General features: G+C 68.6%; 15 protein-coding genes. 7 read left to right on the top strand and 8 right to left on the bottom strand.

Annotated features, from left to right (window positions below; all coding sequences use genetic code 11):
* Positions 1-300 precede the first annotated feature (300 nt).
* On the bottom strand, positions 301-429 hold the full coding sequence (locus tag Acor_RS45435) for a hypothetical protein (RefSeq protein ID WP_281353224.1): 129 nt from the start codon (positions 427-429) through the stop codon (positions 301-303).
* 233 nt (positions 430-662) lie between these two features.
* Between Acor_RS45435 and Acor_RS15240 the strand changes: the two genes are divergently transcribed.
* Positions 663-1,673, top strand: a complete 1,011-nt coding sequence (locus tag Acor_RS15240) for a multicopper oxidase domain-containing protein (protein ID WP_218034299.1) — start codon at positions 663-665, stop codon at positions 1,671-1,673.
* Between the two features lies 1 nt (position 1,674).
* On the top strand, positions 1,675-2,817 hold the full coding sequence (locus tag Acor_RS15235) for a ZIP family metal transporter (protein WP_155337279.1): 1,143 nt from the start codon (positions 1,675-1,677) through the stop codon (positions 2,815-2,817).
* Between the two features lie 22 nt (positions 2,818-2,839).
* Here the strand turns inward: Acor_RS15235 and Acor_RS15230 are convergent, their stop codons facing one another.
* Positions 2,840-3,997, bottom strand: a complete 1,158-nt coding sequence (locus Acor_RS15230; protein WP_155337278.1) for an oxalate decarboxylase family bicupin — start codon at positions 3,995-3,997, stop codon at positions 2,840-2,842.
* On the bottom strand, positions 3,994-4,293 hold the full coding sequence (locus tag Acor_RS15225; RefSeq protein ID WP_155337277.1) for a hypothetical protein: 300 nt from the start codon (positions 4,291-4,293) through the stop codon (positions 3,994-3,996). Before Acor_RS15225 ends, Acor_RS15230 begins: the two co-directional genes overlap by 4 nt.
* A gap of 560 nt (positions 4,294-4,853) precedes the next feature.
* Between Acor_RS15225 and Acor_RS15220 the strand changes: the two genes are divergently transcribed.
* On the top strand, positions 4,854-5,522 hold the full coding sequence (locus Acor_RS15220; RefSeq protein WP_246238660.1) for a DUF998 domain-containing protein: 669 nt from the start codon (positions 4,854-4,856) through the stop codon (positions 5,520-5,522).
* Between the two features lie 69 nt (positions 5,523-5,591).
* Positions 5,592-6,248, top strand: coding sequence for an SRPBCC family protein (locus Acor_RS15215; RefSeq protein ID WP_155337275.1), 657 nt, complete (start codon positions 5,592-5,594; stop codon positions 6,246-6,248).
* 256 nt (positions 6,249-6,504) lie between these two features.
* On the opposite strand, the gene Acor_RS15210 is transcribed toward Acor_RS15215, so the two are convergent.
* Both Acor_RS15210 and Acor_RS15205 read right to left on the bottom strand, forming a co-directional pair.
* Entirely contained in the window at positions 6,505-7,470 is a 966-nt protein-coding gene (locus tag Acor_RS15210; protein ID WP_155337274.1) for a DUF389 domain-containing protein, read from the bottom strand.
* Positions 7,471-7,614: 144 nt separating this feature from the next.
* Positions 7,615-8,490 carry an NAD(P)-dependent oxidoreductase gene (locus tag Acor_RS15205; protein ID WP_155337273.1) on the bottom strand — a complete coding sequence of 292 codons (876 nt, stop codon included), beginning with the start codon at positions 8,488-8,490 and terminating at the stop codon, positions 7,615-7,617.
* Positions 8,491-8,601: 111 nt separating this feature from the next.
* Here Acor_RS15205 and Acor_RS15200 point away from each other — a divergent pair, with 111 nt between their 5' ends.
* The 3 genes from Acor_RS15200 to Acor_RS15190 are packed head-to-tail and all read left to right on the top strand — an operon-like array spanning position 8,602 to position 10,849.
* Entirely contained in the window at positions 8,602-9,582 is a 981-nt protein-coding gene (locus Acor_RS15200; RefSeq protein ID WP_155337272.1) for a GlxA family transcriptional regulator, read from the top strand.
* 44 nt (positions 9,583-9,626) lie between these two features.
* Entirely contained in the window at positions 9,627-10,235 is a 609-nt protein-coding gene (locus Acor_RS15195; protein ID WP_155337271.1) for an RNA polymerase sigma factor, read from the top strand.
* Complete coding sequence (locus Acor_RS15190; RefSeq protein WP_155337270.1) at positions 10,232-10,849, top strand: hypothetical protein; 618 nt, start codon at positions 10,232-10,234, stop codon at positions 10,847-10,849. The genes Acor_RS15195 and Acor_RS15190 overlap by 4 nt, the downstream gene beginning before the upstream one ends.
* Here the strand turns inward: Acor_RS15190 and Acor_RS15185 are convergent, their stop codons facing one another.
* The 3 genes from Acor_RS15185 to Acor_RS15175 form a co-directional block, all read right to left on the bottom strand.
* Positions 10,850-11,890, bottom strand: coding sequence for a hypothetical protein (locus Acor_RS15185; RefSeq protein ID WP_155337269.1), 1,041 nt, complete (start codon positions 11,888-11,890; stop codon positions 10,850-10,852).
* A gap of 14 nt (positions 11,891-11,904) precedes the next feature.
* Positions 11,905-12,507 (bottom strand): TetR/AcrR family transcriptional regulator, encoded by a 603-nt coding sequence (locus Acor_RS15180; RefSeq protein ID WP_155337268.1) that lies wholly within the window; start codon positions 12,505-12,507, stop codon positions 11,905-11,907.
* A 139-nt stretch (positions 12,508-12,646) separates the two neighbouring features.
* Positions 12,647-13,783 (bottom strand): ArgE/DapE family deacylase, encoded by a 1,137-nt coding sequence (locus Acor_RS15175; protein WP_155337267.1) that lies wholly within the window; start codon positions 13,781-13,783, stop codon positions 12,647-12,649.
* Positions 13,784-13,786: the final 3 nt, after the last annotated feature.

Here is a 13,786-nt window from a genome sequence, read left to right as displayed (position 1 = left end):
CGACGACTTCCGCAACCCGCTGATCGCTCTCGGTCTCACGATGTGAGAACTCCTTCAGCCCTGCGTAGCCGCCGCGCATACCGCGGCCACTGCTGACGCGATCACCATTCGTCTCACAATAATTGCCACACCGCCTCCTGACCGTAAGCCGACATGGAATTGAATATAGCTCGCGGCGGAATGCGTTCTGAAACTTTCACGACATCGGCGGCCCGCGCTGAATTCTGAAACTTTCCCAATGAATTCAGGCCGCTACTAAATTCTGAAAACTCGCGAAACCGGGACGGTAGCCCCCCGGGGTCAGGTGCCGGGGGTGCAGACCGCGTGCACGCCGAACGTGATCGAAGAGGGGTTCTTGAACAGCACCCACCAGAACGTGGCGCGCCGCACCGCCCCGGACGACCGCCGCCGCAAGATCGTGACGATCACCCGACGCTACTCGCGAGCCTCGACCTTCTCATCTTCGCCACTGACGACCGAACTGGCCATCCCGCGTCAGGCACCGCGCAAATGATGACCCCTTCCCCGGCGAATATACTCTGATTTATGGGGGTATATTCGGGCAAATAATTTGCGCATTGAAATAGCGGCTTTGGCCACTTACCGTGATTCGTGTGTCAGACATCTCGCGACGTAGCGCAATTGCCGCACTGGTTCCCTCCGTGGGTGCGGTCGCCGCGCACCTGACCGGAAGGCCGACTATCTCCCTCGCCGATCCAGGCGACCACCGGCATGGCCCGGCACACACCGCGGGGTCCGCGCACGCCGGCTTCAGGTCGGGGACCCAGGTGGACAACGGCAGGAACGGGTTCCACCCGGCTACCCTCATCAGGGACTTCGACCGGGGGACGACGTCCCGCCTGGCCGACGGGCGCACGCTTCGCGAGTGGACCCTGGTGGCCCAGGAGAAGGAGATCGAGGTGGCTCCCGGGGTCACCTTCCCCGCCTGGACGTACAACGGCCGGATTCCCGGGCCCGCGCTTCGCGCGAATGAGGGCGAACTCCTGCGAATCACCCTGATCAATCATTCGTCGCACGCTCACACGATTCACTTTCACGGCCTGCACGCGGCGGCGGTCGACGGAACCGCGGGAATAGGCCTCGGCCTGGTCCAGCCAGGCGAGCAGGCCGTCTACGAATTCGACGCGGAGCCGTTCGGCCTGCACCTGTACCACTGCCACGTGACCCCACTCGCGCACCACATCGCCAAGGGCTTATACGGCGTATTCCTCATAGATCCCAAGGAATCGCGCGCCGAGGCCGACGAGCTCGTGATGGTGATGAACGGATTCGACACCAATTTCGACCGCGCCAACGAGCTGTACGCGGTCAACACCATCCCTTTCGCCTACATGAACGAGCCCGTCCGGGTCACCGTCGGCGAACTGGTGCGGATCTACCTCGTCAACGTCCTCGAGTACGACCTGGTCAACTCCTTCCACATCCACGGGAACTTCTTCGACTGGTATCCCACCGGCACCTCCATGCGCCCGGCCGAGCACACCGACACCGTGATGCTGTGCCAGGGCCAGCGCGGAATCCTCGAAATCACGTTCCCCCGGCAGGGCCGCTTCATGTTCCACGCGCACCAGTCGGAATTCGCCGAACTCGGCTGGATGGGCTTCTTCGAGGCCGGCTGCGGCCCGTCCACCGCCTGCGAAAAGAGCTTGTGACGTGCGACTGAACACCTGGCTGCTCGGTCTTCTGCCGTTGCTCGTCATCGTCGTGGCCGTGGTGGGCTTCGCCGTACTGGACGGACCTGGCCTGACCGCCCGCAACGGCCCGCCGGCCGAAGAGCTCCTGGTGGAACGGACCGTGCTTAGCGCGGGCTCCATCGAGCTCATCGTCCGCAACGCCGGCCCCGACCCGGTGACGCTCGCCCAGGTCGCCGTCAACGACGCCTTCGCCGACTTCCGCATCAGCGAACCGGAGATCGGCCGCCTCGGCTCGGCCGGCGTCCGGATCACCTATCCGTGGGTCGACGGCGAAGCCTACGAGGTGTCGCTCCTCACCTCCACCGGGGGAGTGGTCGCCCACGAGATCCCGGTGGCCGTCCTGACCCCCGACCCGTCCGGATTCATCGGCCTGATGGCCCTTCTGGGAACCTATGTCGGCCTGATTCCGGTGGCCATCGGCATGCTCTGGCTGCCGTGGCTGCGGCGGGTTCCTCCGCACTGGATCCGCGCCCTGATGGCCCTGACCATCGGGCTGCTCGCCTGGCTGGCGATCGACGCGGCACTGGAGGGAATGGAAGTCGCCGACGCCGGCGCGGGCGCGCTCGGCGGCGCCGGGCTGGTGGCGATCGGCGCGATCGCCGCCTACCTGCTGCTGGCCGGCGTGCAGTCCTGGATGGTCGCGCGGCCAGGCCAGACCGGCGGCTACCGCCTGGCGCTGCTCGTGTCCGTCGGCATCGGCCTGCACAACCTCGGCGAAGGACTCGCGATCGGCTCGGCCTACGCCGTCGGCGCGCTCGCCCTGGGCGCGACCCTCGTCGCGGGCTTCGCGATCCACAACACCACCGAGGGCCTCGCCATCGTCGCCCCGGTCAGCGAGGAACGCACCGCACCGCTGCGCCTGATCATCCTGGGGCTCATCGCCGGCGGCCCGGCCATCCTCGGCGCCTGGCTCGGCGCCGCCACCACGCAGCCCGCGCTCGCCGCGCTGCTGCTGGGTCTCGGCGTCGGCGCGATCGCGCAGGTCATCCTCCAGATCGCGCCGTCGGTGCGGGACCGCGGGGGGCGGTTCCTGCATCCCCTCAGCATCACCGGCATCCTCACCGGAATGCTCCTCATGTACGCCACGGGACTCCTGACCTGACCCCGGCGCCCACCCGACGGGGTCAGCGGTTCTGCGAGATGACGGGGCGCTTGTCCTTCGGCAGCGCCTCGATCATCGACCGGGGCATGTTGATCGTGTCCGCGCTGACCTGGGGCGGCAGGTTGGCCATCCACTGCATGGCGGAGACGTCCTCGAACCGCGGGTGGCGGAACATCTCCAGGAAGACCAGCGGCTCGTTCCCCAGGTTCTCGATGTAGTGCCCGTAGGCGAAGGGCACGTAGCCGACGTCGCCCGCCCGGAAGTCGAACGTACGGGCCAGCCCCGAGCTGGCGAACACTCCCATCCGCCCGAAACCGGAGATGTAGTACTGCCATTCGTCGTTGGTCGGGTGCCAGTGCAGCTCGCGCATCCCGCCCGGCTGGATCTCCACCAGCGCGGCGGAGATGGTGGTGGACGCCTTGAAGGTGGTGGAGTCGGCGATCCGGAAAGTCCCGCCGGAGAAGTGCTGCGGCTGCTGGGCGAGCATCCGGTGCGAGAACCAGTTCGGCACGTCGCCGGTGGGGCTGACGACCTTGTCGGATTCCAGGGACGGCGGCACCTCGCCCTTGAAGATGTACTTCTCCCGCTCCGGCATGTTCGCCATCTGGTCCGGCGTCCAGCCGAAGTTCTTCGCCAGGACGCTCTTGGGCGTGTGCGCGAAGAAGTCGCTCATCATGAAGGTGGAGTTCTCCGAGAACTGGCCGTCGTCGAAGACCAGCAGGAACTCCACCCCCTCCTCCAGCGCCTGGATGTAGTGCGGGATCCCCTTGGGGAAGAACCACAGGTCGCCCTTCCGCACGTCGTCCAGGAAGTTGCGGCCCTCCTGGTCGACCGCGCCGATCCGGCAACTCCCCTCCAGCACGTAGGCCCACTCGGCTTCCTTGTGCCAGTGCAGCTCACGGTAGGCGCCCGGATTCAGCTTCATGTCCACCCCGGCCAGGGTGGTGGCGATCGGCAGCTCCCGCTGGGTGATCTCGCGGGTCCAGCCGCCCTCCTCCAGCCGGGTGTGCGCCATGGAGAAGGAGAACTTCATGTTGGGCAGGGTGCCGTGGTCGGTCTCCGGCGGCGTGAGCATGTCCGGGTTCTGCAGGTCCAGCTCGATGTTCCTGGGGCCGGTGTCGGTGCCGCCCTGGCCGTTGCGTTGCGGCTGCGGGACGCGCCGCTGGGCGTGCTCGGTCATATGAGATCTTCCTTTCGGATGGTGGCAGGTGGAGCAGACCGTGGCGGCAGCAGGAAAAGGGCGCGGACGGCTTCCGCGCCGCCCAATACCCCCAGGGCGAGCGGTATGGCGGCACTCGTGATAATCAGCACCAGCGTGAGCCATTCCGGCGAATCCGCGGCGGACGACGCTGCGGCCAGCAGTACAAATGCGAGTAACTTTCTGCGGATCGTCGAAACCGAGATCGGGACGGCGATCCCCGGGTCCTCCCGGCAGGCGGCGGGCTGCGTACGGTCCAAGTCGTCCGGGGTGCGCATCGGGGGTCTCCTCGGTCGCGGGGGATCTGAACATTTAAGGGTTGTTATGCCAGAGTGGCGAAACACGGCTAGAAATACCCCTGCAAAGAGGAGCACGAAACATAGATCATCCCCACACTTCAAGAGGAACGACTTGTAACAATAAATCCCAACCAAAGCATTCCTAATTCGCATTCATCGCAAATCAGGACACAGGCCGAATCAAGCTCGCTGATCTGGTACGGCACCTGCTCGCCCAGGCCACGACCGCTGCCGCCCCCGGGCTCGGCCGTGTAGATAAGACTGGTCGAATATATCTGTTGACTTATATAAGCCACGCCGCAATACTGGCACGGTGCGCATGTGGCTGGAGCACTTCCGCCGGTTCTGGAGCCGACACCTGGACGCATTGGCCACCGAACTCACCCAAGGCAGGCGCGACCGCCCCAGGACAGACGCCGCGGGCACGTCAACTGATGAACCAACGGCCACCGAGCCGACCGACAACGACCAGGAGCACACATGATCGCGAAGCTTCACCGGCCCGGTTCCCCCAGGCTGCGGCCCCCATGGAGGGCACGGTGAGCGGCATCGACACCACCACCAGAGCGACCACGAGACTGCTGGCCTGTGGCATGGCCGCGGGCCCGATCTATGTCGGCGCCGGCCTGATCCAGCTGTTCATCCGGGACGGTTTCGACATCACCCGGCACCCCCTCAGCCTGATGAGCAACGGCGAACTCGGCTGGATCCAGATCGCCAACTTCCTCCTCACCGGCCTGCTGACCGTGGCGGGCGCGATCGGAATGCGGCGCGCCCTGCATCCTGGCCGGGGCGCGACCTGGGGCCCGCTACTGGTCGGCCTGTACGGTACGGCGGTCTTCACGGCCGGACTGTTCCCGGCCGACCCCGTGGACGGCTTCCCGCCAGGCACACCAACGGGCCCGCCCCAGCAGGTGAGCGGCCCCGGCCTCATCCACTTCGGCGTCTCCGCTCTCGGCTTCCTCGCCCTGATCGCCGGGTGCTTCGTCCTGGCCCGCCACTTCTCCGCGGACCGCCAGCGCGGCTGGGCGCTCTACTCCGCGGCCACCGGCGCGGCCTTCCTGCTCGGCTTCATGGCCGTCCCCGCCGGCGGCGGCAACCCCGCGGTCAACGTGACTTTCGCCCTCACCATCGTGGCCGCCTGGGCGTGGGTCTCCGCGATCTCCGCACTCCTCCGCAGCCGGATCGACCCAGAACTTCACAGTTGACTTATATAAGCCACAACTGAAACTATCCGCTGGTGCACGACATCCTCGGATGAAAGGACAGGAAACTACGTGATCGACATCGTCAATCAGATCAACGCCACCCATCGTGAGCTCGGCGAAACCCCCGTCGCCACCGGCCCGGGCCGCTCACTCCTGCTGCGCCGCAGTTATGACGCCTCAATCGAGGACGTCTGGGACGCGTGTACCTCCGCCGACCGGATCAGCCGCTGGCTCGCCCCCATCACCGGCGACCTCCGCCTCGGCGGCACGTACCAACTCGAAGGCAACGCGGGCGGTGAGATCCTCCGCTGCGAGCAACCCCACCTGGTCAAAGTGACCTGGTCCTTCGGGGAAGGCATGGCCACCGAACTCGAAGTCCGCCTCTCCAGCGGCCCGACCGGCAACACAATCCTGGAACTGGAACACACCTCCCCCGCCGAAATCGTCGACGAACTGATCCGCACCTACGGCCCCGGCGGCACAATCGGCATCGGCGGCGGCTGGGACCTAGCCCTACTCGGCCTGGACCGCCACCTGCGCGGCGAAAATCTCGACCCGGCAACGTGGCAGAACGCCCCAGACGTCAAGGAGTTCGCCACCCGCAGCTGCCACGCTTGGGGCTCAGTAATCCAGGCCACCTGGGGCACCAGCGACGAAGACATCGCCATGGCAATCGCTTTCGGCGTACAACACTTCAGCCCCGCCGACGAACCCAAGGACGACTAACCATCCCAAACCCGCCCCCACACCGGGGAAGGACTGGACGACGGGCCGTCTGGCCTTTCCGCGCAGCGGGGGAAGTGCTTCTCCATCGGGTTGTTCAAAGCGAGCTGACCAGGTCACGGGCCGCGTCATCCTCGACCACGGGGAATCCAACGAACCTGGCGTCGGGCGGCGCTGCGGGGTGAAAGCGGGTCTCGCGTGCCGTCCGGACGGCAGAGTGGTGAATGAGGACTCGGCGTCGAATAATTCGCTGCGGATTCTAAGGGCGGTCGCCTCGTGTTCGGTCTCGTCGGTTGAGGGGTGCGGGGAGGCCGTAACGGGACCAGAGGAGGCGCTGGGTGAGCAGGGTGAGGGTGCCGGACAGGACCATGCCGGCGATGTTGACGGCCAGTTGGAGGGCGGAGCCGCCGACGTCCTGCCACGCGCCCAAGGCTAGGGCGACGGAGGCGTAGCCGGCGGCCGGGACGGTGGTGACCGAGATGAAGACGCCGACCAGGGTGGAGGACTTGTCTGCGGTGATCGACAGGACTCCGGCGGCGCCGGCGAGGAGCGCGACTATGAATGACCATTTATCGGGTTTTACGATGAACTCGACTTCGGAGTGGCCGCTGAGCATGTCCGCGTTGATCCAGCCCAGGCCGCGAGCGGCCAGCGCGCAGGCGAAAGTGATCGCGATCGCGGTGCCGAAGCCGAGGGCCAGGGCGCGGATCGCCTTGACGATCAGTGCGGGGCGGCGGCGCAGCAGGCCGAAGCAGATGGCCGCGATCGCGCCGAACTCCGGGCCGAGCACCATCGCGCCCACGATCAGGATGGGGGAGGCGACCACCACGCCGATCGCGGCGAGCTGCGTGGCGATGGCGAGGAAGGCGAGGTAGGCCCACGTTGTCTGCGAGTCGTCGTCCACTCGCCGGGCCAGTTCCTCCCAGAGGACCGCGTCATCACCGGCGCCCGGAGCCGCCTCCTTCGCCCTGTTCGCGGCATCGGACAGGGACAGGTCCACGTTTTCGACCGCGATCGACCCGGCCGTCGACAGGCCCAGCTCGGTGAGCCGCTCGATCACCCCGTTGGCGGCCTCCCTGGCGATGTCGAAAAGGACGAGGTCACCCGCCGGCTCACGCGCCACGCCGGGCAGCACCACGAGGTTGGTCAGGCCGGTCGCCTGCCGGAGCATGCCGACCGCCTCGTCGGTACGCTCCGCTGGACTGATCACGCGCACATGCAGCACGACCAGACCCTACTCAGTGGGTGGGGCCCGGGGGAAAGGGACGGCGATCTCTGACGACGTCGGGGCGGTTGCGCGCCGTTGAGCCTGGAGACTCGCCATGCAGCCGTTGCCGGGCACGAGTCCTCTGGACCGTCTGGCGGCCGGTCATGGCTGGCGGAACTGCTCGATCAGGGCCGCGTAGCCGTCGCTGCCGCGTCCCCCGGCCACAGCCCGGTCGGTGAGGGCTTTGATGAATCGGGGGAGTTCGGCGTTGATACCGAGGGTCACGCTCTCGTGGATGAGGTGCTCCATCGCGGCCAGATGGGTGTCGATGGTGGAATCGAGAGCCGGGTACTCGCCGCCGTCGATCTGGTCCGCGTAGGACGACAACCAGTCGGCCACGGTCAGCATCCCCTTCTTGGCGGCCTGGGCGAACGTCGCGGCGGGCACGTCGGCCGTGCCGAGCAAGGCGGCGCCGTGCAGGAAGCCATTCAAGATGCTCCACATGAGGGTCAGCATCGACATGTCGTACAAGGACGAAAGGCCATGGTCGGCGCCGAGGTACGTGGTCTCCCCGCCGAGGCTCCGCAACGCTGACTCATGCGTCTCGAAGGCTGCCTTCGGCCCGCTGTAAAGAAGCAGGGCCTCAGCCGTGCCGACACCTTGGGGACCGGTCATGATCGCGCCGTCGAGATAGGCGCCACCCTGCCGCGCCGCCCATTGGGCGGTCTCCCGGGCCTCCTCGGAAGTACCTGAGGTCAGGCTAACCAGAACCCGGCCCGCCAGAACGTCCCCCAGCGGATCGAGCAACTCGCGAACCGCCGCGTAGTCCGAGACGCAGACGATCACGAGCGGGCTCGCCACCACCGCGTCCCGCGCCGAGCCCGCACGGACCGCGCCCTGAGCGACCAACTGGTCGGCCTTGCCCGCCGAGCGGTTCCACACGGTCGTGGGATGCCCGTTCCGCAGGAACGTTCCCGCCAGCGCCTGACCCATCAACCCCAGGCCGATCACCGTGACCGGCGCCTCTGATTTCCGCATTTTTCCTCCCCGTGTCGATCTTTCCGGTGACTACGTTCGCACCCGTCGGCAGACCCTCGACAGTGGCAGGACTGACTATCTTCGAACGATTCCTGCCGTACGATCTCGGTCATGGCACCCGGATCCGTCGCGATCGCCGTGGCCGGCGACATCAGCTCATGCATGTGGGACATGTACGAGATAGCAGTCCCGTGCTCGGTGTTCGGCATGCCGCAACCCGACCTGGCCGACCCCTGGTACGACCTGCGTCTGTGCGCGGCGGACACGCCCGTCGTCGAGCAGGGCTTCTCGCTGCGCACCCCCTACCGGTTCGCGGACCTGGCCGACGCCGACACCGTGATCGTCGCGGCCGTGCCGGAAGCCGTGGCCCAGGGCAAGCCGTTCGCGCCGGGGCTGGTCGAGGAGCTGCGCCGGGCCGCCGACGCCGGCGCGCGCATGGTGTCGCTGTGCTGCGGCGCGTTCGCCCTCGCCGAAGCCGGGCTCCTCGACGGCCGCCGGGCCACCACCCACTGGATGTACGCCGACGAGATGGCCAAGCGATACCCCAAGGTGCGGGTCGACAGCTCGGTGCTCTACGTCGACGACTGCGACGTGCTCACCAGCGCCGGCATGAGCGCGGGGCTGGACCTCTGCCTGCACCTGGTCCGCTGCGACCTGGGCGCGCACGTGGCCAACCAGCTGGCCCGGCGGATGGTGGTCCCCGCCCACCGCTTCGGCGGTCAGGCCCAGTTCATCGACCTGGCCGTGCCGGTCACCGACGACGAGAGCCTCGGGCCCGTGCTCCAGTGGGCCATCGAACACCTCGATCGGCCGCTCACCGTCGACGAACTGGCCAGGCAGGCCGGTCTGAGCACCCGGACCTTCTACCGGCGTCTCCAGTCCGTCACCGGCACCACCCCCTTGAAGTGGCTGCTCAACCAGCGGATCGCCCGCGCCCAGACCCTGCTGGAGACCACCTCCCTGCCGATCGAGAAGATCAGCGAGCACAGCGGCCTGGGCACGGCGACCAACCTGCGCCGCCACTTCACCCAGCAGGTCGGCGTGACCCCCACCGAGTACCGGCGCGCCTTCGACGCACCCCCGAGCGCCTGAACCCGGAACCCGGCCCGGGCTGCGGACAGTTCCTGTATGTGGACATGTCGATACGCGACCGGATACGTGGCGGGGATGCAGAGGCGTTCGAGCAGCTCTTCGATGAGTTCGCCCGATCGGTGTACGGCCATGCCTTCCGCCTGACGGGCAACCAGTCGGCGGCCGAGGACGTGCTGTCGCTGACCTTCCTGGAAGCCTGGCGGCTGCGGCACCGGATCGACGCCGGCGGCGGCTCGCTGCGGCCGTGGCTGCTGGGCATCGCCACCAACGTCGCCAGGAACACCCGGCGGGCCGCCCGCCGCCACGATGACGCGCTGGCCCGGCTGCCCCGGGCGGAACAGGTCCCCGACTTCGCCGACGAGGTGGTGGGGCGGGCCGACGACGCCGAGCGGCTGGCCGCGGTCCAGCGGGCCTTCGGCACCCTGCGCCGCCAGGAGCAGGAGGTGTTCGCGCTGGTCGTCGGCTCGGGGCTCGGCTACGCGGAGGCGGCGCGTGCCCTGGACATCTCGGTGGGCACGGTTCGGTCCCGGCTGTCCCGGGCGCGAAGGAAACTCGAAGCTTCCGTGGCCGATCGGGAACCACCCCGGCCGGCGGAACAGGTAAGGGGTGACCGCGTTCCCGCGGTCCGGTCCGCTCGGGAGGAGAACCGATGAACGCAGGTGAGCGGGAAGAGCTGGCCCGGCTGCTGCCGTACCAGCCGGAACTTCCGGGCGACCGGTGCCGACAGCTCAAGGAGTTCGTGATGAGCGAGATCAAGCCCGCCAAGCGGAAGCGGCGGCTGCCGCGCCCGGCCGTCCTGGCCCCGGTGCTGGCCGCCGCCGCTGCCGTGGCGATCACCCTGCCGCTGCTCTCCGGCGGCGCGGCCTACGCCGTCACCAAGAAGGCGGACGGCACCATCCACATCACCATCGACGAGGCCAAGAACCCCGAGGGCCTGGAGGCGGACCTTCGGGGGATGGGTCTCAACGCGGTCGTGGACTACATCCCGATGGGGAAGAAGTGCAGCCCGCAGCCGCGCAGCGAGAGTTTCCTGTCCGAAGAGGAGGCCCCACTCACTCTCTGGCCGGTACCCGAGGAAGGCCAGGTGGGCTTCACGATCGACCCCCGGGTGGTCAAGGACGGCCAGACCGCGGTGCTGGAGTTCAGCGTCTCCGACACTCCGGGCGCCACCGTCGCCGGAATCTGGGCGCGCGTCTCCACCGGGCCTGTGGCCGCCTGCCGGCTGGTCGACAGCACCGGGGCGCCGCTCGGGCCCTCCGGTGGCTGATCAAGGTCGCCAGTCGGCCAGGGCGGTGAACGCGGCCTTCGGTTCCCAGGGCAGGTCGGGGTAGGTCGTGCCGCGACGGCCCTCCAGGACCTTCACCACGCCGGGGCTGGCCAGGTCGAAGTCCATGCGAGGGTCGTCGCGGTGCGGCAGGTCGTATCTGGCGAAGGTGTACCAGAAGGCGCTGTCGACGCCCTCGGCGTCGAGGATGTCCAGCACCTCGCGCAGGTAGGCCGCCTGCTCGTGCTCGTCGCGGACGGGGTCGCCGGTCAGGCCGGTAGGCGCGCCGTCGTCTCCCCAATCGATGATCGAGTCGCCGCGTTCGCCCAGGTCGGCGGCGCCACGGTGGGTGACGCACCCGAACTCGTTGATCGACACCGGCTTGCCCAGCGCCCTGCCCTGCGCGACCAGGGCGCGGACGCTCTCGCGGTAGGTGGCGGCGGTGGCGGCGGAACGGTAGCCGGCGTCGGTGGCGATGATGTCGAAGGGCGTCCAGTCGACCTGCTCGAACGGAAGCGAGGAGTAGCTGATCCGGCCGCCGAACCGCTCGCGGGCGACCGCCACCGCCTTGCCGAGGAAGGCGTTGACGCGGCCGGGCACCAGCGGGATCACCTCGCGCAGGCGCTCCGGCCGGGTCAGCAGGGGGATCCGGTCCCGGAACGTCGCGCCGGGCAGGAATCCGTCGGTGACCAGGCTCAGCTCCGAGCCGGTGACCAGGACGACCTCGGCCCCCCGGCGGCGCAGCACTTCGCCGTACTCCGCGCAGTCGGCGATCACGGCGAGCAGTTCGTCGGCGGTGATGTCGCAGGTGAACGGGCACAACCAGACTTCCAGCCCGGCCGCCGCGGCGTAACCGGCGGCGACCTTGAGCCGCTCGGGGTCACCCCCCGTGATCCGTACGGCGGTGCAGTGCAGATCCTCCCGGATGACGCGCATCTCACGTTCGACCACTGTGGGGTCGAACGGCTCCCGGGTGCTCCACCCGGCGCGGCGGGCGTACGAGTCCGCGAAGCCGGTATCGAAGTTGATGCCTTTGGCACGCATGCCCGGTGTTCCTTTCACTGACCGCGCGGCGCGGCGGGAATGACGCAGGACAGGGCGCCCCGCAGGACGTCGGCGAAGGGGCCGCTGTTGCCGGGCTGGAGCCAGTACCGCCCCGCGACCCGGATGGCGCCGGCGACCGCGGCGGCCGTGACGGCGGGGAACAGGTCGCGTCCCGGGTCGATGCCCGTACGCGCCGCGATCGCCTCGGCGAGCGGCCCTTCGGCCATGCTGAACGCCTTCAGCGCCTCGCCCTCCAGCTCGGGCGTCGACATGATCATGCCCAGGCCCGCCCTGTCCGGCTCGGGGTCGGTGTAGAGCTCGATCACTGCCGCGATGACGGCCCGGTCCAGCGGCTCGCCGTCGGGCCGGGCACGCAGCGCCTGCCCCACCCGCCTGGACTGGTCGGCCTGGAAGGAGCAGATCGCCTCCTCCCTGCTGGAGAAGTAGTTGTTGTAGGTGCGCGGCGAGACCCCGGCGGCCGTGGCGATGTCGGTGACGCGGACCAGCGCCAGCCCGCTCGGACCCTGCTCGATGGCCAGCCGCAGCGCGGCGTGGCTGATCGCCTCCCGGGTGACCTGCTTGTTGCGCGCCCGCAGGTCCATGGCGTCCTCGTTCATGGGACGACCCTACCTGAAATTGCGTCACACGCAATATGTGCGTGTCGCGCAAGTTGTGTCACCATCGTGGACGGCGCCGGCCATGCCTGGCGGTGGCGACATGGACTTCGAGGCCAGGAGGGTCGCGCGGCATTCGCGGTCAGGAGCAGAAGTCGGTGACGGTGTCGGTGAGGATGTCGGCCGTCCGGTGCAGGGAGGCGAGGCCGACCCATTCGGTGGCCGCGTGGGCGCCCCCGCCGTCGACGCCGAAGAGCAGGCAGGGAATGCCCGCCCTGTCCAGCAGCGCGCAGTCGGTCCAGAACGGTTCGGCCCGGACGGTGGGTGGGTGGCCGAGGGCTCTCGCCGCGTGGCGGGTGAGGGTGCGTACGATCTCGGCCTCCGGGTCGGCTGCGAAGGGCTCGCGGTGCAGGCCCCGGGACAATTGGTAGCGGAAGTCCGTGACCGTCGCGGCCAGGCGATCAAGGATCGCGGTCAGTTCCCGTTCCACGGTGTCGGCGTCTTCGCCGGGTACGGTGCGGCGCTCCAGCGTGACGTGGCAGTGCGCCGGGTAGGTGGACGGCTCCTCCCCGCCCCGGATGACCGACGCGTGCACCGTCCCCGTCCCCAGCAGCGGATGCGCCGGCCCCCGGGCGAGTTCCCGCCCCAGCTCCTCCAGGGCGACGAGGAAGTGACCGGCCTTGGCGATGGCGTCGACGCCCAGTTCTGGACGGGAGCCGTGCGCCGCCCGGCCTTCGATCTCCACGTCGAACCAGGCGAAGCCCTTGTGCGCGAGGGTCACTTCGAGATGGCTCGGCTCGGTCACGATCGCCGCGTCGGCGGTGAAGGAGCCGAGCACCTCCTCGGTGCCGAGGCTGCCGTGCTCCTCGTCGGCGACGCAGGCCAGGATGACGTCCCCCCGGAGGCGTCCCCGGGCGCGTACGGCGGCGGTCATCATGGCCGCGAGGCCGCTCTTCATGTCGAAGGAACCGCGCCCGAACATCTTGCCGTCGTGGATCCGCGGTTCCAGGGGGTCGCCGTCGTAGCCGGTCAGGCCGACGGTGTCGAGATGCCCGTTGAGCATCAGCGAGCGGCCGCCGCCGGTGCCCCGGGCGATCGCGACCAGCGAAGGGCGGCCGGGGCGTCGCTCCAGGCGGTGCACCTCGAAGCCGCGGGAGGCCAGCCAGTCGCCGCAGAAGTCGGCGATACCGGTCTCGCCCCTGCTGCCGGGCGACAGCTCGGGGTTGACGGAGTCGATGGCGATGAGCCGGGCGAGGAGGGCGGCGGGATCTGTGCGCATGGA

It is taken from the genome of Acrocarpospora corrugata, from assembly GCF_009687845.1.
GTDB lineage: Bacteria > Actinomycetota > Actinomycetes > Streptosporangiales > Streptosporangiaceae > Acrocarpospora > Acrocarpospora corrugata.
Note: the sequence above shows the minus strand (reverse complement) of the source record. Positions and strands in the feature narration are given on the sequence as shown.

Coding starts and splice junctions, on each gene's coding strand:
- Acor_RS15225 (WP_155337277.1), bottom strand. CDS start 4,293: ATGCGCACCCCGGACGACTTGGACCGTACGCAGCCCGCCGCCTGCCGG.
- Acor_RS15230 (WP_155337278.1), bottom strand. CDS start 3,997: ATGACCGAGCACGCCCAGCGGCGCGTCCCGCAGCCGCAACGCAACGGC.
- Acor_RS15205 (WP_155337273.1), bottom strand. CDS start 8,490: ATGCGGAAATCAGAGGCGCCGGTCACGGTGATCGGCCTGGGGTTGATG.
- Acor_RS15185 (WP_155337269.1), bottom strand. CDS start 11,890: ATGCGTGCCAAAGGCATCAACTTCGATACCGGCTTCGCGGACTCGTAC.
- Acor_RS15180 (WP_155337268.1), bottom strand. CDS start 12,507: ATGAACGAGGACGCCATGGACCTGCGGGCGCGCAACAAGCAGGTCACC.
- Acor_RS15190 (WP_155337270.1), top strand. CDS start 10,232: ATGAACGCAGGTGAGCGGGAAGAGCTGGCCCGGCTGCTGCCGTACCAG.
- Acor_RS15175 (WP_155337267.1), bottom strand. CDS start 13,783: ATGCGCACAGATCCCGCCGCCCTCCTCGCCCGGCTCATCGCCATCGAC.
- Acor_RS15200 (WP_155337272.1), top strand. CDS start 8,602: ATGGCACCCGGATCCGTCGCGATCGCCGTGGCCGGCGACATCAGCTCA.
- Acor_RS15195 (WP_155337271.1), top strand. CDS start 9,627: ATGTCGATACGCGACCGGATACGTGGCGGGGATGCAGAGGCGTTCGAG.